24 protein-coding genes are annotated in these 19,638 nt (G+C 66.2%); 1 reads left to right on the top strand and 23 read right to left on the bottom strand.

All coding sequences use genetic code 11. The features are described from left to right. Positions 1–3: 3 nt before the first annotated feature. From ACO07K_RS04745 to ACO07K_RS04650, 20 genes are all read right to left on the bottom strand, one after another. Entirely contained in the window at positions 4–2,490 is a 2,487-nt protein-coding gene (locus ACO07K_RS04745) for a ubiquitin-activating E1 FCCH domain-containing protein (RefSeq protein WP_422034748.1), read from the bottom strand. After that, positions 2,487–3,107 carry a hypothetical protein gene (locus ACO07K_RS04740; protein ID WP_422034747.1) on the bottom strand — a complete coding sequence of 207 codons (621 nt, stop codon included), beginning with the start codon at positions 3,105–3,107 and terminating at the stop codon, positions 2,487–2,489. The genes ACO07K_RS04745 and ACO07K_RS04740 overlap by 4 nt, the downstream gene beginning before the upstream one ends. Next, positions 3,108–3,650 carry a hypothetical protein gene (locus tag ACO07K_RS04735; RefSeq protein WP_422034746.1) on the bottom strand — a complete coding sequence of 181 codons (543 nt, stop codon included), beginning with the start codon at positions 3,648–3,650 and terminating at the stop codon, positions 3,108–3,110. It lies immediately after the preceding gene. Further along, on the bottom strand, positions 3,651–4,163 hold the full coding sequence (locus tag ACO07K_RS04730; RefSeq protein ID WP_422034745.1) for a hypothetical protein: 513 nt from the start codon (positions 4,161–4,163) through the stop codon (positions 3,651–3,653). 10 nt (positions 4,164–4,173) lie between these two features. After that, a complete protein-coding gene (locus ACO07K_RS04725; RefSeq protein WP_422034744.1) occupies positions 4,174–4,437 on the bottom strand; it encodes a DUF6127 family protein in 264 nt (87 codons plus the stop codon). Next, positions 4,434–4,667: a hypothetical protein gene (locus ACO07K_RS04720; protein WP_422034743.1), complete on the bottom strand. Its 234-nt coding sequence runs from the start codon at positions 4,665–4,667 to the stop codon at positions 4,434–4,436. Before ACO07K_RS04720 ends, ACO07K_RS04725 begins: the two co-directional genes overlap by 4 nt. Beyond that, entirely contained in the window at positions 4,667–5,488 is an 822-nt protein-coding gene (locus tag ACO07K_RS04715) for a hypothetical protein (RefSeq protein ID WP_422034742.1), read from the bottom strand. Before ACO07K_RS04715 ends, ACO07K_RS04720 begins: the two co-directional genes overlap by 1 nt. A gap of 4 nt (positions 5,489–5,492) precedes the next feature. After that, positions 5,493–5,858 carry a hypothetical protein gene (locus ACO07K_RS04710; RefSeq protein ID WP_422034741.1) on the bottom strand — a complete coding sequence of 122 codons (366 nt, stop codon included), beginning with the start codon at positions 5,856–5,858 and terminating at the stop codon, positions 5,493–5,495. Positions 5,859–5,925: 67 nt separating this feature from the next. Further along, positions 5,926–6,198, bottom strand: a complete 273-nt coding sequence (locus ACO07K_RS04705) for a hypothetical protein (RefSeq protein WP_422034740.1) — start codon at positions 6,196–6,198, stop codon at positions 5,926–5,928. Between the two features lie 14 nt (positions 6,199–6,212). Continuing rightward, complete coding sequence (locus ACO07K_RS04700; protein WP_422034739.1) at positions 6,213–6,638, bottom strand: Bbp16 family capsid cement protein; 426 nt, start codon at positions 6,636–6,638, stop codon at positions 6,213–6,215. Positions 6,639–6,667: 29 nt separating this feature from the next. Beyond that, the gene (locus ACO07K_RS04695; RefSeq protein ID WP_422034738.1) at positions 6,668–7,687 is read right to left on the bottom strand and encodes a major capsid protein; all 1,020 of its coding nucleotides are present in this window, start codon (positions 7,685–7,687) and stop codon (positions 6,668–6,670) included. 12 nt (positions 7,688–7,699) lie between these two features. Further along, positions 7,700–8,299, bottom strand: coding sequence for a hypothetical protein (locus tag ACO07K_RS04690; protein WP_422034737.1), 600 nt, complete (start codon positions 8,297–8,299; stop codon positions 7,700–7,702). After that, positions 8,292–8,648, bottom strand: a complete 357-nt coding sequence (locus ACO07K_RS04685) for a hypothetical protein (protein WP_422034736.1) — start codon at positions 8,646–8,648, stop codon at positions 8,292–8,294. The genes ACO07K_RS04690 and ACO07K_RS04685 overlap by 8 nt, the downstream gene beginning before the upstream one ends. 3 nt (positions 8,649–8,651) lie before the next feature. After that, the gene (locus ACO07K_RS04680; protein WP_422034735.1) at positions 8,652–10,325 is read right to left on the bottom strand and encodes a portal protein; all 1,674 of its coding nucleotides are present in this window, start codon (positions 10,323–10,325) and stop codon (positions 8,652–8,654) included. A 3-nt stretch (positions 10,326–10,328) separates the two neighbouring features. Next, positions 10,329–10,568 carry a hypothetical protein gene (locus ACO07K_RS04675; protein ID WP_422034734.1) on the bottom strand — a complete coding sequence of 80 codons (240 nt, stop codon included), beginning with the start codon at positions 10,566–10,568 and terminating at the stop codon, positions 10,329–10,331. A gap of 181 nt (positions 10,569–10,749) precedes the next feature. Beyond that, on the bottom strand, positions 10,750–11,991 hold the full coding sequence (locus ACO07K_RS04670) for an autotransporter outer membrane beta-barrel domain-containing protein (RefSeq protein ID WP_422034733.1): 1,242 nt from the start codon (positions 11,989–11,991) through the stop codon (positions 10,750–10,752). Positions 11,992–12,216: 225 nt separating this feature from the next. Further along, positions 12,217–13,620 (bottom strand): terminase, encoded by a 1,404-nt coding sequence (locus ACO07K_RS04665; protein WP_422034732.1) that lies wholly within the window; start codon positions 13,618–13,620, stop codon positions 12,217–12,219. Between the two features lie 251 nt (positions 13,621–13,871). After that, the gene (locus tag ACO07K_RS04660; RefSeq protein ID WP_422034731.1) at positions 13,872–14,141 is read right to left on the bottom strand and encodes a hypothetical protein; all 270 of its coding nucleotides are present in this window, start codon (positions 14,139–14,141) and stop codon (positions 13,872–13,874) included. Positions 14,142–14,292: 151 nt separating this feature from the next. After that, complete coding sequence (locus ACO07K_RS04655) at positions 14,293–14,880, bottom strand: hypothetical protein (protein ID WP_422034730.1); 588 nt, start codon at positions 14,878–14,880, stop codon at positions 14,293–14,295. Between the two features lie 26 nt (positions 14,881–14,906). Next, complete coding sequence (locus ACO07K_RS04650) at positions 14,907–15,365, bottom strand: hypothetical protein (RefSeq protein WP_298315480.1); 459 nt, start codon at positions 15,363–15,365, stop codon at positions 14,907–14,909. 146 nt (positions 15,366–15,511) lie between these two features. On the opposite strand from ACO07K_RS04650, the gene ACO07K_RS04645 reads away from it, so the two are divergent. Continuing rightward, positions 15,512–15,847: a hypothetical protein gene (locus tag ACO07K_RS04645; RefSeq protein ID WP_422034729.1), complete on the top strand. Its 336-nt coding sequence runs from the start codon at positions 15,512–15,514 to the stop codon at positions 15,845–15,847. Positions 15,848–15,896: 49 nt separating this feature from the next. Here ACO07K_RS04645 and ACO07K_RS04640 read toward each other — a convergent pair whose 3' ends face one another. The 3 genes from ACO07K_RS04640 to ACO07K_RS04630 all read right to left on the bottom strand — a co-directional run bounded on the left by ACO07K_RS04640 (position 15,897) and on the right by ACO07K_RS04630 (position 19,575). Beyond that, a complete protein-coding gene (locus ACO07K_RS04640; protein WP_422034728.1) occupies positions 15,897–16,760 on the bottom strand; it encodes an SDR family oxidoreductase in 864 nt (287 codons plus the stop codon). Positions 16,761–16,825: 65 nt separating this feature from the next. Then, complete coding sequence (locus ACO07K_RS04635; RefSeq protein ID WP_422034727.1) at positions 16,826–17,365, bottom strand: hemerythrin domain-containing protein; 540 nt, start codon at positions 17,363–17,365, stop codon at positions 16,826–16,828. A 35-nt stretch (positions 17,366–17,400) separates the two neighbouring features. Then, on the bottom strand, positions 17,401–19,575 hold the full coding sequence (locus ACO07K_RS04630) for a catalase (protein WP_422034726.1): 2,175 nt from the start codon (positions 19,573–19,575) through the stop codon (positions 17,401–17,403). Positions 19,576–19,638: the final 63 nt, after the last annotated feature.

Genomic DNA, 19,638 nt, shown 5'->3' with positions numbered 1-19,638 from the left:
GGCTCAGGCTCCGGTTTCGAGGCGGGGGATGATGGCAAGCAGGGTGGCGGGCAGCGGGTGGGCCTGGCGCACGAAAACCCGGCCGGCTGCATTCCAGTCCGGATCGATCAGCACGCGCTCGTCGCCCGTGGTAAGCAACGTCGGATATCCCGGCTGCTCGCCGGCGCGCTCCTTGATCTCGACCAGGCGGTCCGAGGTCGGACCGGCGCTCAGTCCGCGCGTGTCCTTCACCCTCAGCACCACCTCGTTCACGACCTTCTGCCGGCCCTGCAGGGTCGGCGGCCCGGCTTCGAGGTTCAGCGTTTCGAGATCGCACACGTAAGGAAGGCCCGCGAGGATCGAGCCCGAGGCCCGCGGCAGTACGATCGTGCCGTTGCTCACCGTTGCATTTGGTTGCACCGATCCGTCGGCCAGCACCGCGAGTTCGCGTCCCTCGAGGTGCCAGAGCCCGCCCAGCGTGAGCGCAGCCAGCGCCCAATCCACGGTGGGGCGATCCTGCAGACTTGCATGCGGCGCGATGTCGAGCCTGGCGCCGAGATGGCTCTCATCGATGTACGACACGACCGTCACGGTGACCTGGTTCTGGCCGTTGCGCAGGATGTAGCTGGCGCCGACCGACGCCGCGCTGAACGGCGCATGGCCCCCGGCCGTCAGCGTCACGCTTTCACCCGGGCCAAAAGCCGTCCCCGTGATCGCGAGCGTGCGACTCGCTTCGCTGTTCCAGCCGTCATGGCGGATACCGCTATCGACGCACCAAGCGGCCTGCACGTCCTTGAAGCCGCGAGTTGCCATGCGCTCGACGAAGCGCTTCGTCTCGCCGCCAACGGTGCGCTTCACCGACAGGTAAAGCACTGTCTCGTCGGCTTCCTGCACGGCGGCGACGCTTTCGACCCGGCCGTCGGTGACGTGGCGCGACCAGGCATAGACGTCGTGTTCCTTGAGGTAGGTGAAGGCCAGCAGCACGCCGTCGGACCGCACGCACCAGACGATGCCGTGCGGATCCCGGGCATAGGCCCACTCCTCGATGCCATGCGTCTCGAACAGGTGCCCGGCGAGGATAGAGACGTTGCGACCGGCCCAGCTGTCGGAGCCGAAATCATAGGCGACGTCGCGCACCTTCTTGGCGGAGGCGGTTACATAGAGAGCCGCACTCTCAGTGGCGATCGGCGGGATTTCCGAGATGCCTTCATAGCTCTGCGGCTTCACCGCGCAATTCGCCGGCGTCATGACATCGGCCTGCGCGCCGGCCCAGGCCTTCCACACCGCGCCCGAGGTCCAGACCAGCAGCACGTTGAGGCTGAGCAGGTGGCGGATCTCGTTCACCTCGCGGCTGGCGATGGTGCGGGTGATCGCATCGCTGTCCTTCGACGGCGAGCTGGTGTTCATGTTGTTGAACGCCGCCGAGGCCGAGCTGTAGAGCGTCTGCGGCTTCTGGTTGGTGCGGGCGTACCACTGCCGGCCCTCGTGATAGGTCGAGCAGCCGGGATACTTGTCTGCGGCGTCGAACGGGTTCTTGTCCTCCGGCGGCGTGTCGGACGTGTCGGGCGCCACCGTCGTATCGGTGAACCCCGTAGCGCCGTCGCCTGCCCGGCCGATGAAGCCATAGACGCCGTTCTTGCCCTTGTAGACGTTGTAGGAGTTCGCGCCGGCGGCATTCGTCCAGGTGATCTTCGACGTCTGCACGTTCGACGACACTGAAGCCGACGCGACCGATTCCTCGCCGGTTTCCTCAGCAACCGCCGTCACGACATAGTCGAAGCCCGAGCCGGCCGCCGTGGAGGCCAGCGCCGTCGGCGGCTGCTGCGTCGGCGCATAGGTGATCGTGGCGAGCGACCACGAGGCATGGCCGGTGCGGGTGAGATTGCGCGGCGCATGCGACGGGTGCGTCAGCGTCATCGTGTCGGCGCTCTGCACGTATTTGAGCCGCGCCAGGTCGGATTCAGGGTAGGGCGTCGCGATCGTATAGACGCGGGCCGCCGTACCACCTTCGGTCCAGTTCCCATAGCCGGACGTGTCGATCCCCAGGGCAAAGGTCGAGCCGCCGATCACCGTCACCGTGAAGCGCCGGCGATTGAGCTCGCGCATGCCCTCGATCCCGTCCAGCCAGATCGCATCGCCGCTCGACAGGCCGTGCGGCCCGGCAGTCGTCACGACGCCGGGGCTGGCGCGCGTGATGTCGGCGATGGCAACACCAGCCTCGAGTACGTAGCCACCCTCCTTCACGACTCGCATCTTTCGGTCGCCGAATTCCAGCACGTAGGTCTGTTGCGTGTTGAAGCTGAACGGGATCAGCCGGCTGCGCACCGCCGCATCGCAGGTGTCGCCCACGAAGGCCGTTCCGGCGCGCGTGCTGACGCCGCCGAAGGGATGGACGAACCAGTTGAGACACGTCGCGAGGCCGACCTGGTACTTGGCCAGGTCAACCCGCCCCTGCAGCGACGGCGCCAGCTCGCCCGCGGCGAAACTGGGCAGAAGGATGGGCCAGGTCATGGCGCGCTCCCGTCGACGCCGCGCACCGCCAGGGTTTGCGCCCTCCGGTCCGCGTCACCGGCACTCACGCCCTCGTTGGCGCTGTCAGCCATGGCGCGCTCGATCCGCTCCTGCGCGCGCCGGGCAAGACGCTCGGCGAGATCGGCCTTCTGCGTGATGGCATGCGCGATTGCGGCCGCGAGGCAGTCGACGAAGGCCAGGATGAAGCCGGGCGTGAAGCGGGCCGGATCGACCACGCGCTGCGCGAACACCGCCATCACCCGATCCTCGTTGCAATAGAGGAAGGTGCCGCTGCCGTTCGACGCGATCTCGAAACCGCGGGCGGGCTCGCCCCACATCCAGGTCGAGGCGCCCAACTCGAGCCTCCGCATGCGCAGGCAGCCCGACGGATAGGCATAGCTGGCGGCCCAGCGCGCCGGCGGCGTCCCCGACGCGGCGAGCGCCTGGGTCACCCGATTGAAGTTCCAGTCGACCAGCGACTGCAGCTCGTCACGCACGGTCGCGTACCAGAGATTGATCTGGCGGGCCTCGGTGCTGTTCTCGGTCAGGTCGGCGATGGTGGCGCGCGTGCCGAGCCGGCTCAGCGCCATGTTGCCGATGTCGGTGTCGGCCGGCATCTAGCGCCCTCCTCCCATCGCGACGGCCTTCTCGAGCGCCGCCGACTTCTGCGCCGAGCCCGAGCTCGAACCGACCCAATAGGCGACGATGTCGCCGAACTTGGCGCCCAGCGTGCCCAGCAGGATGTAGGCGATCTCGCGCGAGGCGGCCGGGATCTCCTGGCGGACGACGAACCACAGCGCGGTCATGAACGCCGCCGTGACGAGCAAGCTGACGGCGACCGCGCCCCAGGCGATGGCCGAGCCGGCCTTGGCGAGTTCGACGGTCTGGTTGCGGGCGCTCTGGACGTCGGCGAGCTGGGCCTGCAGCGTCTCGAACTCCTGCCGGCGGGCGTCGGCTTCGGCCTGGATCACGGCCATCTTGAATTGCAGCGCGAGATTGGGATCGGCCGCGATGGCGCGCTCGATGCCGGTGGCGTCATCGGTGCCCAGGATCTCGCGCGCGATGCCGGTGACTTTCGACACCGCAGCACCAGTCTTGTCGCCCATGATCCACGAGGCGACCGTCGGCGCGAGGCCGAGCAACAGGGGAAGGAACGGCATCTAGGCGGCTCCCTTCATCGGCACTTTAGGGTCAACGCCGACCACCTCCATGGCCTTGGCGTAGCGCGCAGGCCAGGTCTGCGGATGCGGCATGCCCGGCCGCCAGTTGTCGAGGTAGTAGCGCCAAGCCGCCTCCTGATCGCCAAGCGCCGGCAGCGGGCGGGGATCGGTGAGCAGCAACAGGCGCGCCATGCACGCCGCGAGCGTGTCGTTCCACGCCATGGCCTCGTACACCGTCGCCGTGTCGCAGGGGATATCGATCTGCGCGCAGACGGCCGCGATCCTGGCCTTGGAGGCGGCATGCGACAGGACGCCCGCGACACCGCCGCCCTTCTCGAACTGCCAGTAACTGCGCGCGGGACCGCCGACCTGCTTGCGCGCGGCCCAGGCGCTCTCCTGCCCGGCGATCGCCATCAACAGCACCAAGGCCCGGTCGTCCGACTTCACGCCCGCCCAGCCCTCCAGCGAGGCCATCGTGCGCATCACGTCGTAATAGAGGATCTTCGGATCCATCGGCTCGCTCCTATGGCTTGAACTTCTGAGACGCGAACAGGACGAGCGCGCCGATGATGCAGAGGGCAATGGCCTGGCCGATCTGCTTCAGCGCGCCGTTTCGAATCGCGCGGTACATGTCGAACAGATCGCGCAGGCCCCGGATATGATCTGGCGCATCGGCGTCGCCGAGGCCGACGCCAGCCAGCGCCTTCTTGGCGCCGCGCTCGGCCGCGTCCTCGAGCATCGCTTCGAGGGCCGCCCTGGGCATGGTGACGAGGTCGCGGTCGCTCATTCCTGCGGCTCGATCTGGGGCGGAAATTCGGGATCGCCGTCGTCCATCTGCGGAAGCGCGGCGAGATAGCTGTGGTTCGCCTCGTGCGCCGGATCGGTCAGCACGGCGACACCGAGGATGAAGGCACCGCCCTGCCGCTCGACCGGCTCCAGGGCGGCCGAGGGCGTCGAGATGGAAGGGCCGCGCACATGATCGGCCTGCCCGGCCGTGAGGAGGATGAACGTCGCCATCAGACCTGTGCTCCCACGGACGTGGCCCACGCCTGCATGGCGTTGTACTGCGCAAGCTCCTGGGCGTCGGAGAGCGGCGCACCGACGACGGCAAAGCCCACGGCCGACGCCCTCGCAGAGGACAGCAAGCCGGTGTCGTTTACGCCTCCGATGAAGACCGAGTATTCCGGCAGAGTGGTGCCGACCGACCCGGCGACGGCGTCGGGTAAGACGACGCCCCGGTCGTACCCCTTGACCGTGAGACTGCCTCCGGCGCGGCTTACGGCCTTGAAGCCCCGGCTATCGACAGTCCAGAGAGCGAGACCGTTCGTGCCGCCGGCCGTGTTGAGATTGGCGAATGCCGCCGTGCCGCTCCGCGGCGTCAACGTCATGCGCCGCGAAGCTGTTGCCGAGCAGCCGATCGCGTTTCGGGCAGCGTTCACATTGGTCCGCTCGTACACGCCGATCCGCTGGCTGGTGCCCGCCATCGCTACGGCGTGCGTGCTCGGCACGAACCCGGTGTCGATGGAGTTGGTGCTGCCGTCGAAGGTGTAGTCTCGGTCCGCGGTGAACGTCGGCGTGTTGACCGCCGTGGCGAGCCGGCGTTGCTTCAGCGAGGTCAGAGCCTGCGCGGCGTTCTCCGCCCAGAAGCCCCAATAGTCGTCCGTCAGCGCCCAGGTGCCGGCGGCCTTCTCGCTGAACACGAACTGGTCGACGACGATCAGGCGCCCGAGCGAGACCGAGCCGCCGTTGGCGACGACGGCATCGCGCCACGACAGCACGTCGGTATCGAAGGCACGGGAGGCGCCGCCCAGCGCCCGGTTGAGGAAGGCGATCGGCATGGGATCAGGACCCCGTGTAGACGGTGAGCTTCTGGCCGTTGGTGCCGATCTGGGTCATGGCGCTCTGCGCCTCCTTCCCCGTGATCTGGATCGTGTCGCCGCCTTCCATCGGAATGCCGGCGTCGAGCGCGGCCGTGCCGCCCGTCGGATCGATCGCCGCCGAGGCGTTGGTCTTCGTGCTGCTCACGATCACGATCTTGCGGGTGACGTCTGCCGCGACGAGCTCGGCCGAGGCACCGGACATGGTGATGCTCGACTTCACCAGCGCCGCCACCGTCAGGTTGGTCAGCACGACCGGCAGCGGGCTTGCCTCAGAGACGGGCACGGCACTGCGCCGGACGGCTGACTGGTAGGCGATGTCTTGAGCCATGGATTGTTCTCCTCTGGGTGGTGGGACCGGCCCGAAGACCGGCCCCTCTGCCTTCACCCGGCGTCGATCACTGGACGAGGACGACCTGGTCGCCGGGCCGGGCCGCCTTGACCGGGGCGCCATCGCCACGGCCGGCCAGCGGATCGCCGAAGATCGGCGCCTCGCCGGCACTGCGGCGGCGCGGCGCATCGACTGGTACGAGAGAGAGGCCCGGAGGGCCGGACCACAGGATGCGGGCACCGATCGGATGAAGCTGGACGCCGTCGTAGAAGGGATTGTCGACGACGACGTACTCCGCCGCCTTCTCGGTCCTGTCGTGCTTGTCGTTCTTCTGGGCCATGACGATGCCTCCGCTCAGACGGTGAATCCCGACGCGTAGGCCCGGCTGGCCTGGCGGTCGTGGGCGAGGAACGCGGTGAACTTGCCGGCAGTCAGCGGACCGGTGGCCACTGTGTAGTTGGTGCGGAGGAAGCGCTCGGCATCGAGCGGCACCTTCACGCGCAGCACTTCCGTGCCCGCGGTCAACGCCGCCTTGGCGATGGCGCCTGAGCTGGCGAGCACGAAGGCCGAGGCGAAGCCGGCGTTGTCGTCGGTCTCCAGCGTGAAGGTGACCGTCGCGGCACCCGCGGCGGTGACCGTCTCGGTGACGAGGATCACCAGCTCCAGCGCCTCGCCATTGCCCATGTCGCGGGCGGCGCCGAGGTCGACAATGTCGGTTGAGGCGGCGGTGGTGGTAACCGCCTGGTCGGTGCCGAACGTATTGAGCTTGTCGTACATCATGATGTCTGTGTCCTTTCCTGCGGCGCCGCTTACGACACGGTCGCTTCGGCCAGCGTAATCTGGTCGCACTTGCGGATCGGGATGCCGCCGAAGCTGTCGAACAGCCGGCCGTCGCTCTCGTCGAGCGTGCGCCGGATGTTGGTGTTGTTGGTCGTGTTGGAGACCGCGGCACCGAGGTTGCGCTGGATGTCCAGCCACTGCTTCACGGTGCGGTTCATATACCAGGCGGGCCGGCACATCTTGATGTTCGGGATCTTGTTCATCGCCCGCATCATCAGCTTGACCAGGTCGGGCGGCGTGGAGCCGGCGAGATCCGACACGTCGATGTTGCCGATGCGCACGACATAGCGCCAATCGCGCACGGTGAGGCCCGCATCCCACTTGTAGTGTGTGCGATAGCCCTGGTAGCGGTTGCCGGCTGCATCGAGCAGCGTCTGCTCGCCCAGGTCCTTCATCGACAGGCCGGCTTTGCTGCCTTTCGGGAAGATGCCGTGCACGGTGAGGTCGCCCCACCCGACCAGCCAGATCGACGTGTTGTCGGAGCCCGAACCGCCGCCCGCGATGAAGTTGTTGGCGGTCTGCGACGTCGCCGTGGAGGTCGTGTTGTAGCGCGGCGCGAACCCCATGAAGCGCTCGGGGTTGGTCGCGGTGTTGCCGTAGAACAGCACGCCGGCAAGCTGCTGCGTCAGCCCCTCGAGGAAGGCGCGATCCTCGGAGAGCCGATAGGCCGCCGTGTTGCCGTTGAGATCCGCCAGCGCCTTGTCGATTTCCGAGTAGGTCTCGAGCATACCGCACGAGTCGGTGATCTGGGTGCTCGTGCTCTTGGTCGGCACGATGCCCTCGTTGAACCGGCGCCAGGTGCCGGTCGGCAGCGAGGTCTGCACGCTGGTGCGGTGGCCGGTTGGCAGGTTGCCCTCGTTCCACACCATGTCATCGGTGATCTCATTCATCTGCGACAGCAGGCCGATCACCTGCGCGATACTGCCATTGGGATCGATGACCTTGGACCAGTCGGCCAGGGTCGGATTGGTCACGGAAAGCGTTGCCATGGAGCGTGGTTCCTAGTTGTGCAGGGAGTTGGGATAGAGGGACTTGGGGTCCAGCGCGCTGCCGCCGCGGCCGGCATTGCCGGCCACGAACGAGTCGTCCTTGATGCTGCGGGCGACCTTCACCATTGCCCGGATCAGGCCGGGATGGTTGGTGAATCCCAGCCCTTCGAGATAGGTGATCGTCTGCCGGTCGAAGACCCGCGCGAGCGCCGTCCTCGCCTCGCCGAGTGCCTCGGCCGAGAACTCCTTCTCGGCACTCGCGCGCCATTCTCCCGTCTGCTTCCTCCAGGCGGCGACGGAGTGCTCGTTGACCGCCCGCGCGATCTCCTTGTCGCGCTCGACGGTGAAGTCGATCAGCCGCTGCGCCGTCTCGGGGGCGATCTTCTCGGCATCGAACAACTTCACGACATCGGCGAATACCGGATCGTCGGCGCGATAGCCCTCGGGCAGCGTGAGGCCGGAATAGTCGACGGGAGCCTGTGTCGCGGCGGCTTCGGCGCCGGCCTCCGCAGCTGCCTGCGAGGTCGCGACCTCGGCCTCCAGGGTCCGGGTCCCTTCAGCCGCCGCACCCTGCTCCTCCAGTTTAGTCGTCGCGTCGATCGATTCAGGCATCGGTCTGCTCCTCCGCGGCCCAGGCCGCCAGCTCGGTTCGGATGTCGTTGAAGCGCGCTTCCACACTCATTAGCTCGGTCATCTCCGGCGCATGGCGTTCGAGCTCGCCCAGCAACTCGATGCCGATGCTGCGACGGCCGGCCCTGTAATCCTGGTGCCGCTGCGCCTCGATGCCGCCCGGCACGTAGCCGTCGCTGCGGATGTCGCAGAGGCCGAGCAGCCCGTGCACGAATCTGCGGCCCTGCTCGGTCGCCATCACCGCCTTCAGATCATCGGCGACGCGCTGCTGCGCCTGCTTCTCGAGTTGTTCGGCTCCACGGACCTGCCTTGCATCGTTCGGATCGTGCATCGCTCACACTCCCAGGACGGATTGAAGGGCGTTGCGGCCACCGCCGACCTCCGTCTCGCTCAAGGTCTTGGCACCGTCGGCGATAGCGCCTGCCACCTGCAGGGCCTGCGCGGCCTCGGCCCGCAGGGCGCGCGCGGCGCGGAGTTGCGCCACCACGTCGTCGGCCAGGGTAATGGCAGCCGGGGCGCCCAGCTTGTCCGCATAGACATCGATGCTCTCGTCGGCGTTCAGCTTGTCGAGGACCTCGGGCCGCGTGGCGGCGATGCTGCCGGCGAAGGCCCACAGACGCTCCACGGAGCCGAGATCGGCCGCCTTCTGCGCCTGTGCCAGGATGGAGATAAGCTCGACGTCGAGCGGATAGCCGTGCAGTTCGGCCGGCAGCTCGGGGAACAGCCCATGCTCGGCCATGATGGCGAACGTGCGCTGGACCAGCGGCTGTAGCAGATCGTCGTGCAGGTTCTCGAGCACTGGCCCCAACATCTGCATCTTCTCCTCGCGGCGGGCGCTGATCTCGAGCTGGCTGCGCGGCTGCACGCCGTCCATGTCCGAAATCATCAGGAAGAGGTCCGCGAAGAAGGCCGACTTGATGGTGGCCTGAGTGCGCGAGACGAGACGCTCGACCTCGGCGATGGCGCCGGGAGCCGTCTGGTAGAGCGGCCACATCCCCGCTCCCCTCTCCTGAGTGGTGAAGTAGTTGATGGCGCCCGGGAGCACCGACGAAGCCGAGCCGCGCAGGCTGACATGCGCGCCCATCGGCGGGTTCACATGCTTGTCGACAGCGTTGTGCTCGCGCTTCTTCAGGATTTGCAGCGACTTCACGTCGGGCAGGGCGTCGTGGCCGGGTCCTTTCGAGTAGGCATCGTTGCCGATCGGCGCCCAGCGGGGCGTCAACGCCGGGAACTGCGAATAGCCACCGCAATGGATGAACTCGCCCTCGGCCTGGCCACCGCCCTCACGCCAGTAGACCGAGCGGAACTTTTTCCCCGCCGCGTCGAGCCGGCCCTTCGCGTAGCCCGTGTTGGGCTCGATCATGTGCAGGACGGCGATCTCGGTGTCGGCGTCGGCGCCGCGCGCCCGCTCGGAGATCTCCGCGATGCCGTGCCCGGGCCAGCGCGCCTCGATCTGCCGGTAGGAGTACATGAAGCGCCGCGCCAAGGTGTCGACGCGGCCGCGCCAGTCGAGACCCAGCCAGTATTCGCCGGTCGACAGGGTGTAGAGGCGGATCACGTCCTCGCGGTCGAACTCGACGATCGCGCAGCCGGTGCCGAACTGGCCCAGCTCCTCGTAGATCAGCGGCAGCGCCGAATAGAGATTGCCGGCGTTGAACACCATGCGCATTCGCTCGGCGCACTCGTCGAGCCAAACCTTCACCGGCGCCAAAGACGCCACACGGCGGTCGGGAATCGACAGTCGAAACCAAGGCCGCGCCGGCGAGGTGATGCCCGACATGAGCCCAGCCACCAGGGTGCGTAGCGCGAAAAGCGCCGTCGGATCGAGGATGGCGGCATTGCTCTGCGCGCCGCGACCGCCCTGGTTAGGCGACGAGAAGAACTGGCCGCGCCGCGGATTGACAAAGCGCGACAGCTCGCGCCAGCCAGGCTCCCACGACTGGCGCTGGCGCTTCAGGACGCCGAGGCGAGAATCGATGTGGCGGCGCAGGGCGGCATCGTGGACCATCGCTCAGGCCCCCAGCATCGTCTTGCCGCGCGCGGCGGTGGTCGACGCGGAACCGCTGACGCCCAGCCCACCGGTCGTGATCGTGGAGGCATAACCCGCCATCGCAGCCGCGCGCTTCTTCTGCGCATCGCGCGCCTCGCGCACCGACGGATCGACCATCGACGGCGCGGGTTCGGGCGCCGGCGGCAGGGCCGGCGGCGACATCGGGGGAAAAGCGGCCTGGCCGCCACCAAAAATACCCAAGGGCGTTTCTCCTGTGAGAAGCGAGCCCCTGAGTTACTGATGAACCGGATTTTGAGGATGCAAGCGGTAAGTTGGAAGAGATTCGATCGGCAGACCACTTGGAATGCTCCGCCTACGGTCGGTTAAGCATGTCCTCCTCCGGAGGCTTTCCGCCTTGAGGCAACCCTTTGGTCTGCTGTCATCAAAAGTGCCACGCCCCGCGCAGCGCGATCGACTGGCTGAGCAACGACTGTCCTGCAGCCAGGCGATAGTCCGCCTTCATCTCGAATCCGTGCTCGCGATAGACTTGCACCCCGGCCTCGACGGTGCCGAGCACCGGCGGGCCCTGGAAGGTTGTGCGAAATCCGCCGAACGGTGCGAGGGGGCCGGCGAAAGAAGTGTCGAGCGTCAGCGTGTTGTCGGGCAGGACGACAACGCCGCCGGCGAGGTAAGGCCGCACGATGATCCCCTCACCCAGTTCCAAGCGGCCGCCCACTTCCAGCGTCGGCGCGATCATTGCGTTCACTTTGCTGGTGCCGTTCACCACCAGCGCCACCGCGCCCGCGCCGTATTCCTGATAGCCCGACAGGCTCCTGTAGTAGGCGTCGAGGTCGAGGCGCGGCCGCAGGTACCAGCCCGTGAACGCCACGTCATAGGCGGCCCGCAAGCGCACGCCGCCCTGGAAGACATTGGCGTCGCCCTGCATGAGGCTGCCGGGCGGGCCGCCCGAGGGCCGCGTGATGTGCGTGGCAGTCGTGCTGGCCGCTACGGCGCCGGCCAGCAGCCACGGCCCCTGCACGTGCTTCAGTGCGACGCTGCCGCCGAACGACTGCGCGAGGCTGGACGCGCCGCCGGCGTTCATCCACGAACTGCTTACGCCCAGCGAGCCGCCCAGGAACCAGCCCGGCGAAATCTCGCGTTGGCCGCCCGCGTGGATGCCCGCGCTGTCGGTGGCCACGCCGAACTGTGTCGCATGCTGGCCCGTGGCCTTCGCCCAAACGCAGCCATCCTCGCCCAACACCGTGCCCCCGCCCGCGAAGACCGGACAGCTCATCGCATGGTTCATTCTTGCGCCGGCGACGCTCTCGCTGATCGAGGCGTCCATGCCGGCGGCGGCGCCACCCATGCTGACGACGAGGCTCAGGGTCGCACCGGCCACTGCGGCGGAGGAGCCCACGAGTTGCGCCGCCGCCTGCTGTTGTGTCGCCATCGCCTGGGCCTGGATCGAGTCGATCGTTGCCTGTTGCTGCCCAACCAAGGTCTGGTTGATGCTGTTCGCCAGGCTGGCGCTGACGTCCAGCAACTGTGTGAACGACGATATGTTTGGGGAACTCATCGATCGCGAGATCGATGTCTGCATCGAGGAAGGCTGGCTCCGTGCAGGTCCCGACGTACCGCTTGCCAGCACGGCGCCGAGCGCCAGGGCCGCAATTGTGTTCTTCATTGCGGCCGCTCCGCTGGGATGAGTGACGAGTTTAGCAGAGTACGTAGCCAGCCGCGCCGACCTCGCACGAAAGTGCAAAGGCCCGCCGCTCCGTCGGGGATGATCGGAACGGCGGGCCTCCAGACATCGAGTCGGCCGATCGACCGGTCGCCCAGGATGCCTCCCGATCGCCTCTGCGGGCGACTGGAGCCGACGATGCCAATGCAGTCGATGTGAGTCCAGCGTTTAAAGACCCTCGTGCGGGTCGTAGTCCGACTCGATCGCGGCGGCACCGGCGCTCACACCGCCCCCCGCCTCGAACCGAGTCTCCTCCCGCAGGTCCGCCACCGGATAGGCAAATGTGAGCGCCAGCCCGTCGGCATTGTCGGGCGAGGACAGGCCGCGCTTCTTCATGTCCTCCTTCTTCTCGAGCCGTAGCGCGTTATGCAGGTCGAAGCCGTATTCGCGGCCCGTAAGCTCGGCCTTCAACTCGGGATCGTCGGGGATGGCGCCGGTCCGCAGCCAAGCGCGCATCGAGGCCCACATCTCCGCGGCTTTGTTGGCGGTGAGCGGCATGCCGTCGCCCAATGTATAGCGGTCGGCACGGCTGCCGAAATTGACGCCGACGACCAGATGGCCTGCCAGCATCTGGCGCACGCGGTCGACCACGCCAGCACCAATGCCGCCCTCGTCGATGAACACCGCGGCCGCGCGATGCCGCAGCGCCTGCTCCGCCACCTTGCCCGAGAGCACCATGAGATCGTTGACGCGCAGCTTGATCGCGGGCACCGAGCGCGCGTCGCGGCCGCGGCGAAACCAGATGGTGCTCTGGTCGTCCCCGCCTCGCGCGCAATCGACGCCCATCACAAGCGGCTGGCGCAGATGACTCTCGGCGGGCCGTAACGCCGCCTCCTCGACCGTCTCACCGTCAATGAACTGCATGGCTCCTCCCCTCGGGAACTCGCCCTTCACGCGGACACGGAAGAAATCGCTGTCATCGCCATAGTCCGAGGCCCAGCGCGCGATCTCGTCTTTGTCGGTGAGGGAGACCTTGCGACCATCGACCTGGTGTCGTTGCCAGCGATGGCGGAACCGGCCGAAGCATTCACGGAAGCGGCCGGTGTTGCGCGTCGGGTTGCCGGTGGCAAGCCACAGGATCTCGGTGTCGCGGTCGGTAAGCGCGCCTTCGATGGTTTCCCAGACGGGGTCGGGAATGGCCGAGGCCTCGTCGAAGGCCACGAACAAGCGTCGCCCCTGGTTATGCAGGCCGGCGAAGGCCTCGGTGGCGCGCAGGCTCCAAGGCACGGCGTCGATGCGCCAGGTCCGCTCGTGCGCAGGCTCGGTGCTGGCGATCGCGGTCGCCGAAATGTCGAACCAGTCGGCGCAGACGGCGAGGCGCAACCACTTGGTGAGCTCGGGCCAGGTCTTGGTCTTGAGCTGGGTCGCCGTATTGGCCGTCACGATGCCGCGCGTGTCCCGGAACGTCGAGAGCGCCCAGACAATGATCCACGCCACCAGCGCCGACTTGCCGACGCCGTGCCCAGAGGCGACGGCGATGCGAACCGCATCGGGGACGCTCGCGAGCGAAAGCCCGATATGTGCCAGCACCTCACGCTGCCAGGATTCGGGCCCGGCGTCCTTTTCCAGCACAGTCCCAGGCTCGCCCCACGGGAAGGCAAAGAGCACGAACCCCAAGGGGTCGTGCGCAAAGGATCCGACCTCGACGCCGAGCGGGTCGAGAATCGGTGTGGATGGCCCGTTAGAACAAAACAACACACCAATCGAGGTGGCGAACCGGACAGTGCAGAAGCAAGCGAAACCGCTGTGCCTTACGAACGGAGAGACAAAAAGCGGCAGTCTTCAAAGTGCCGGCGGGCGATATCGGCCCTATTCCATTTTGGTTAGACAGGCGGTTTGACGTCGATCTCCTCGAGATACTCGGTCTCGGGCTCGTAGGTCATGTCGCCGATTGCGACGCCGATAGAGTTCATGGTCTCTTCCACATCCTCGCTCGGCACGTCGTACTTACTAGCCAAGCGATCGAGAACGGAGCGGATCTCGGCCTCCGCATCCATCCGATCACGCCGCAGCAGATCGAGCTGGTCGCGAGGCGTGGCAGGAGCGGCGAAAAGCTGGGCGATGTCTTCCAGAAGTGTCCGGGCCGTTTCCATATCCTTCTCCTTTCCTTTGAAGAATCAATGCCGGACCGCTGTGTTTGTTGCGTGACCGCTCCTAGTATCCTGCCCGAAATGGCACATTGAGCGGTCAGACACGCGAAAAAGGGCCCGACAATCGGGCCCTTCCTCATCACGCTTAGGTAGATCAGCCCGGCCAGTTGGCGCGCATCCGATCGATCTCGGTCTGGTTCGGCCGATACGGCGGCGCCTTGGGATCGAAATTCTTCCAGCCTGCGGCGCGATACTCGGCGCCACGGGCCACCGGATCGATTGGGCTGGAGGCGGCGAGGATGGATTCGATGCGCGCCGCATCGCCATCGGGAACGCGTGCCGTGACCAGCGTGCCGCCGCGACGGACCGCTTCGGAATACACCTCGGCATGCTCCTTGTCGGTGCCGGCCTCAACCATGGCGCCGACGATGCCACCGGCGGCAGCGCCTCCGGCTGCGACAGCGGCGGTCGAGGCCAGCCAACCGGCGGCCACGACCGGGCCGAGACCCGGAATGGCCAGCAAGCCGAGACCGGCGAGCAGGCCGGCGCCAGCGCCGACCGCTCCACCGATGCCCGCACCGGCGGCTGCCTTGTTCACGTCATCCACTTCTTCGTACTCGGCGCTCACATACTTATTGGCGACGATGCTGACGTCGCTGCTCGGCACGCCGGCCTTCTCGACCGCGTCAACGGCGGCACGGGCCTGGGCGTAGCTATCATAAGCTCGGCTAACGGTTTTCATTTTCGAATTCCCTTCGTTTTTCGGTGTTACTGGTTCGCCATGACGACATTGCCCTTGTAGTCGACGGCCACCTGAACGGGCTTGCCGGCATGCTGCGCCGTGGCCCGCCAGATGCCGTCGCCGTCCTTCGTCAGGCCGGTCACGTTGTCCATGCCCTGGGCGATGATGCGGTCCCTGGCCTGGGCCTCCGTGAAGGAGTTTGATCCCTTGAGCGGCGCACCGGCGTCGACCGCCTTGACCTTGTAGGCGTCCGCCTTGCAGGCGTTCATGAACTCGGTCTGCGTGATCGTGCCTTCGGTGGCGACAGTCATGCCGGCGACGCGCATGAACGACATGTAGCGGATCGCCTCGCCGCCCGAGACATTACCGTCGGTGTTGGCGTCGGCCTTCTTCCACATTTCCTGGCACTCGGCGTCGGTGGCTGCGAAGGCCGGGGCGCCGGCAACCATTACAGCGGCGGCCGCGAGGGCGAACATCTTCTTCATTTCCATTCCTCTCAATTGGGAGCTGAGCATTTCAGCCGCCTCCACAACGGGCCGACGGCGAATGGTTCCGACCGCGCCCGGAATGTCGGGGGCAACTTCAAGGCGCCGGGGAACGTTGTATTCCAACCCTCAGCCCGGAGATTCTCATGACCAAGACCGAACAGTTGATGCAGGAACGCGATGACCTTCAGGCGAAGATCGCCAGCGCGCGGGAGTCGGATGGCGCGTCGGAACGCGAGGCATCCGATCTCAAGATGATGGAACAGGAACTGCTCGCGCTCGAGCAGCGTATTTCTCGCGCCGAGAACAGCCCCTCGCCCGAGAGCCGCGACAAAGGCAAGACCCTGTCCGCGGACGACAAGCTCGAGAAGAAGCTCGACGCGGCCTTGAAGGATAGCTTCCCGGGCAGCGATCCCGTTTCCTTCATCGAGGCCGCGCCGGTGAAGCCCAACGACGAGCATCACAAGACCAATCGGCGCTAACTGACCGAAAGCGGATGGAAGGCCGGGTCTCATGGACCCGGCCTTTTTACTAGAGGAAGGGCTTTCCGCCGGTGACGGCGATCGTAGCACCTGACGTATAGCTCGACCGCGGGTCGGCGAGCATGACATAGGCGGTCGCCAGCTCCGCCGGCTGTGCCGCCCGCATCATTGGCACATTGCTTCCGAAATTTGCGACCGTATCTGGCGGCATCGTCGACGGGATGAGCGGCGTCCATACGGGTCCGGGAGCCACGGCATTGACCCGGATCCCGTCCTTGGCCAGGAGCTGCGCTAGCCCTCCCGTAAAATTGTGAATTGCCCCTTTGGTGGTCGCATAGGGGAGCAGTGTCGGGTTCGGCACGTCGGAGTTGATCGAGGCGGTGTTGATGATGGCCCCGCCCTTTGGCATGTGGGGCACGGCCGCTCTCGCCAACCAGAACATCGCGTGGATGTTCGTCCGGAACGTCGCTTCCCACTCCTCGTCGGTGATCTCGTCGAGCGACTTGAACGTCGCCTGATGGGCGGCATTGTTCACCAGGATGTCGAGGCCGCCCAGTTCCGAGACGGCCCGGTCGACGAGCGCGCGACAATGCGAAGAGTCCTGTATGTCCCCGGCGATCCGCACGGCCTTCCGGCCGGCTATTTCGATCCACCGCGCCGTCTCCTCGGCATCCTCATGCTCGCTGAGATACGAGATGAGAACATCGGCGCCTTCACGCGCAAAGGCGATCGCCACCGCGCGGCCGATGCCCGAATCGCCGCCGGTGATCAGGGCGCGCATTCCCTGCAAACGGTGTGACCCCTGGTAGCTCTCTTCGCCATGGTCTGGTCGGGGCCGCATCTCGCCGGTCAACCCCGGCCTCTCCTGCTGCTGGGGCGGCTGGTTGGTCTTCTTGTCGCCTGCGTCGGCCATTCCGTGCTCCTTGAGATTTGGCGACTCAAGGGGCGCGGGACGGTCCGGTTGCAGGGTGGAGAAGACTACTGGCCCATCACGGGTTCGCTCTGGGAGAGCTTGTGACCCGTGAACGAACGGGTCTGCGGCGGCGGCAATTTTCCGGCCTCCTTGAACTTGGCCAGCAGCTGGGCCTTGCGGGCCTTCAGCCGCTCCCCGAGATCGTCCAGGTCCACGCCGGCGTCGCGGGCCTCGGCAAACAGGCCCTCGGACCGCATTTCCTCTTCCTTGACGTGATGCTTGATCAGCTCCGACAGAACCTTGACTTTGGCATCGTAGAACTCGTGCGAGGGCGAGCCCTGCAGCAGCTCGGCAATCAGCACTTTGGCGCCGTCATGCTCGACATAGGCTTCGTCGAGCAGCTCCCCGTCCTCAATCTTGCCCTTGCAAGCTGGATAGAAGATCTCTTCCTCGATGGTCGAATGGACCATCAGCTCGGTGCAAATCTGCGTAACTAGAGCCTTCTTGCGATCCTCGGTGCGAGCCTTCTCAAAAGACTCGAACAGTCCCTCGACCTTGCGATGGTCGGCCTTGAGCAGCGCGACCGCGTTCTCGTTCGTAGCCATGGTGAATTCCTCTCGAGCGTGTGTGTGAAGCTTGTTCAGTTCGGCGCCAGGTTCGACACACGCCGCGGGAACCGATGCTGAGCAAGATTGTCGAGCATGGCGGTGGAGAGCTTGTTGTCGCCGATCACCACCCCTTCCGCATCGACGATTCCGAGCCGTTCCAACAGCGCGCGTGCATCTCCCGCCGCGATGATCGGCTTGCCGTGCCGGAAGGCCTCGTCGATGAAGCGCTGCGCCATCGGCATGGCCATCAGTCCCTCTGCCACGCCGGGCGGGATGAGCACGGCATCGTAGATCACCGACGGCGCATTCGGAGCGGCGCGGTTGACAGCCAGCGGCTTGGTCGCGGCGTCGATCACGGCGCCAGCAGTCGGCCCTATCAGCTCGGGCACCTGGCCGGCCTTGGTGAGGTCGGCGATCAGCGTCTTGACGAGGGCGGAGTCGATTCCATCACCGACCAGGATCGCGATCTTGCGGCCCCGGACCATCGGCGGCGCCTTGTCCATGGACAGGGCCGGTGAGCGAAGCTCGGCAGCCTTCGGATTGAGCGGTCCGGCTGGCGTCGGGGCCGAGGGAGTCGGCGCCTCGGGCGTACCCGCCGGCGCGACCTCGATGCCGGTGGCACCGGAAACCATGTCGGCGAGCTGTGGTGAGATGTTGCACAGCAGCTCGTTCATGACGCGGCTCCGCACGCCCTGGTCCACGACCATGTTGAGCTCGAACGCGAAGGCGGCCGCGATGTGGTCCTTCTCCCAGTCACTCATGCTGTTCCAGAACATCGTGGCCTGGCTGAAATGGTCGTTAAAGCTTTCGCTTCGCTGGCGCAACTTGGCTCCCGCCTCCTGGACTGTGACCGAGCGGAAGGCCGCTGCGGCCGTGGGGGAGTGCATCGGGCACCCGCCGCCCAGGCTGTTGGGGAAGTACGAGACCTTGCCGGGGTTGATCGTGATCCGGCCGAAGCCGTCTCGCTGGTTGTTGTCCACCGGACGCAGCGAACGGTTGATCGGCAGTTCGTGGAAGTTCGGTCCGACGCGGCGGAGCTGCGTGTCGATGTAGGAGAAGAGCCGGCCCTGCAGCAGCGGATCGTTGGTGAAGTCGATGCCGGGCACGACATGGCCAGTATGAAAGGCGACCTGTTCGGTTTCCGCAAAAAAGTTGTCCGGGTTCCGGTTCAGGGTGAGCTTGCCCACTTTGCGGATCGGCACAAACTCTTCGGGGATGATCTTTGTGGCGTCGAGCAGGTCGAAATCGAACTTGTGCTCGTCCGCCGGCTCTACGATCTGCAGCCCGAGTTCCCACTCCGGGAAGTCGCCACGCTCGATCGCCTCCCAGAGGTCGCGCCGGTTGAAGTCCGGGTCGCGGCCGCCGAGGAGGTTCGCCTCATCCCACACGAGGGAGCAAACGCCCTTCAGCGGCTTCCAGTGGAACTTGACGAAGCGCCAGCCCCCTTCGGCATCGACCAGCCGAAACGTATGAACGCCGAAGCCTTCCATTGTGGCATAGCTGCGCGGCAGCGCGCGATCGCTCATCAGCCACATCAGCATGTGAGTGCTTTCGGGCGTCAGCGACACGAAATCCCAGAACGTGTCGTGGGCCGACTGCGCCTGCGGGATCTCGTTGTGGGGCTCAGGCTTCACGGCATGAATCAGGTCGGGGAACTTGTTGGCGTCCTGAATGAAGAACACCGGCATGTTGTTACCCACCAGGTCCCAAACACCCTCCTGAGTGTAGAACTTCACCGCGAATCCGCGCACGTCGCGCGGCGTATCGGTGGAGCCGCGCGAGCCGGCCACCGTCGAGAAGCGAACGAAGACTGGCGTCTGGACGGTGGGATCGCGAAACAACTGTGCGCAGCTGATCTCGGAGAGGTCTTCATAAACTTGAAAAACACCATGCGCGGCGGCGCCGCGGGCATGAACGACACGCTCCGGAATTCGCTCGTGGTCGAAATGCGTGATCTTCTCACGCATGAGAATGTCCTCGAGAAGTGTCGGGCCGCGCACGCCAGCCTTCAGCGAGTTCTGGTCGTCGCTGACCGCGACGCCCTGGTTGGTCGTGAGCACGCTGCCCGGCGGCATCGTGTCAGGCTGAATCGAGCTGGTCTTGGCCGTTTCCTGGCGCCCCGCGTTTGGCTTGTCGAGGGGCGTGTCCTGACCAGCCGTGCGTGGTGAGGGAGGCGCCATCGGCGGCGATACAGGCTTTTTGGCCATCTGGAATTTCCGTTCAGTTGTGCGTGGAGAGCTCGCCTGCAACGGGTGTCTTATGGAACGGTT

It is taken from the genome of Reyranella sp. (assembly GCF_965228225.1).
Taxonomy (GTDB): Bacteria; Pseudomonadota; Alphaproteobacteria; order Reyranellales; family Reyranellaceae; genus Reyranella.
The sequence above is the reverse complement of the archived record's forward strand: the minus strand, read 5'-3'. Positions and strand labels throughout refer to the sequence as shown.

Excerpts from the sequence above, each read along its gene's own strand:
- ACO07K_RS04725 (WP_422034744.1), bottom strand. The coding sequence starts at position 4,437 with ATGAGCGACCGCGACCTCGTCACCATGCCCAGGGCGGCCCTCGAAGCG.
- ACO07K_RS04680 (WP_422034735.1), bottom strand. The coding sequence starts at position 10,325 with ATGGTCCACGATGCCGCCCTGCGCCGCCACATCGATTCTCGCCTCGGC.
- ACO07K_RS04730 (WP_422034745.1), bottom strand. The coding sequence starts at position 4,163 with ATGGATCCGAAGATCCTCTATTACGACGTGATGCGCACGATGGCCTCG.
- ACO07K_RS04735 (WP_422034746.1), bottom strand. The coding sequence starts at position 3,650 with ATGCCGTTCCTTCCCCTGTTGCTCGGCCTCGCGCCGACGGTCGCCTCG.
- ACO07K_RS04715 (WP_422034742.1), bottom strand. The coding sequence starts at position 5,488 with ATGCCGATCGCCTTCCTCAACCGGGCGCTGGGCGGCGCCTCCCGTGCC.
- ACO07K_RS04655 (WP_422034730.1), bottom strand. The coding sequence starts at position 14,880 with ATGAAAACCGTTAGCCGAGCTTATGATAGCTACGCCCAGGCCCGTGCC.
- ACO07K_RS04630 (WP_422034726.1), bottom strand. The coding sequence starts at position 19,575 with ATGGCCAAAAAGCCTGTATCGCCGCCGATGGCGCCTCCCTCACCACGC.
- ACO07K_RS04650 (WP_298315480.1), bottom strand. The coding sequence starts at position 15,365 with ATGAAGAAGATGTTCGCCCTCGCGGCCGCCGCTGTAATGGTTGCCGGC.
- ACO07K_RS04720 (WP_422034743.1), bottom strand. The coding sequence starts at position 4,667 with ATGGCGACGTTCATCCTCCTCACGGCCGGGCAGGCCGATCATGTGCGC.
- ACO07K_RS04705 (WP_422034740.1), bottom strand. The coding sequence starts at position 6,198 with ATGGCCCAGAAGAACGACAAGCACGACAGGACCGAGAAGGCGGCGGAG.
- ACO07K_RS04740 (WP_422034747.1), bottom strand. The coding sequence starts at position 3,107 with ATGCCGGCCGACACCGACATCGGCAACATGGCGCTGAGCCGGCTCGGC.
- ACO07K_RS04690 (WP_422034737.1), bottom strand. The coding sequence starts at position 8,299 with ATGCCTGAATCGATCGACGCGACGACTAAACTGGAGGAGCAGGGTGCG.
- ACO07K_RS04710 (WP_422034741.1), bottom strand. The coding sequence starts at position 5,858 with ATGGCTCAAGACATCGCCTACCAGTCAGCCGTCCGGCGCAGTGCCGTG.
- ACO07K_RS04645 (WP_422034729.1), top strand. The coding sequence starts at position 15,512 with ATGACCAAGACCGAACAGTTGATGCAGGAACGCGATGACCTTCAGGCG.
- ACO07K_RS04640 (WP_422034728.1), bottom strand. The coding sequence starts at position 16,760 with ATGGCCGACGCAGGCGACAAGAAGACCAACCAGCCGCCCCAGCAGCAG.
- ACO07K_RS04745 (WP_422034748.1), bottom strand. The coding sequence starts at position 2,490 with ATGACCTGGCCCATCCTTCTGCCCAGTTTCGCCGCGGGCGAGCTGGCG.
- ACO07K_RS04635 (WP_422034727.1), bottom strand. The coding sequence starts at position 17,365 with ATGGCTACGAACGAGAACGCGGTCGCGCTGCTCAAGGCCGACCATCGC.
- ACO07K_RS04700 (WP_422034739.1), bottom strand. The coding sequence starts at position 6,638 with ATGATGTACGACAAGCTCAATACGTTCGGCACCGACCAGGCGGTTACC.
- ACO07K_RS04685 (WP_422034736.1), bottom strand. The coding sequence starts at position 8,648 with ATGCACGATCCGAACGATGCAAGGCAGGTCCGTGGAGCCGAACAACTC.
- ACO07K_RS04695 (WP_422034738.1), bottom strand. The coding sequence starts at position 7,687 with ATGGCAACGCTTTCCGTGACCAATCCGACCCTGGCCGACTGGTCCAAG.
- ACO07K_RS04660 (WP_422034731.1), bottom strand. The coding sequence starts at position 14,141 with ATGGAAACGGCCCGGACACTTCTGGAAGACATCGCCCAGCTTTTCGCC.
- ACO07K_RS04670 (WP_422034733.1), bottom strand. The coding sequence starts at position 11,991 with ATGAAGAACACAATTGCGGCCCTGGCGCTCGGCGCCGTGCTGGCAAGC.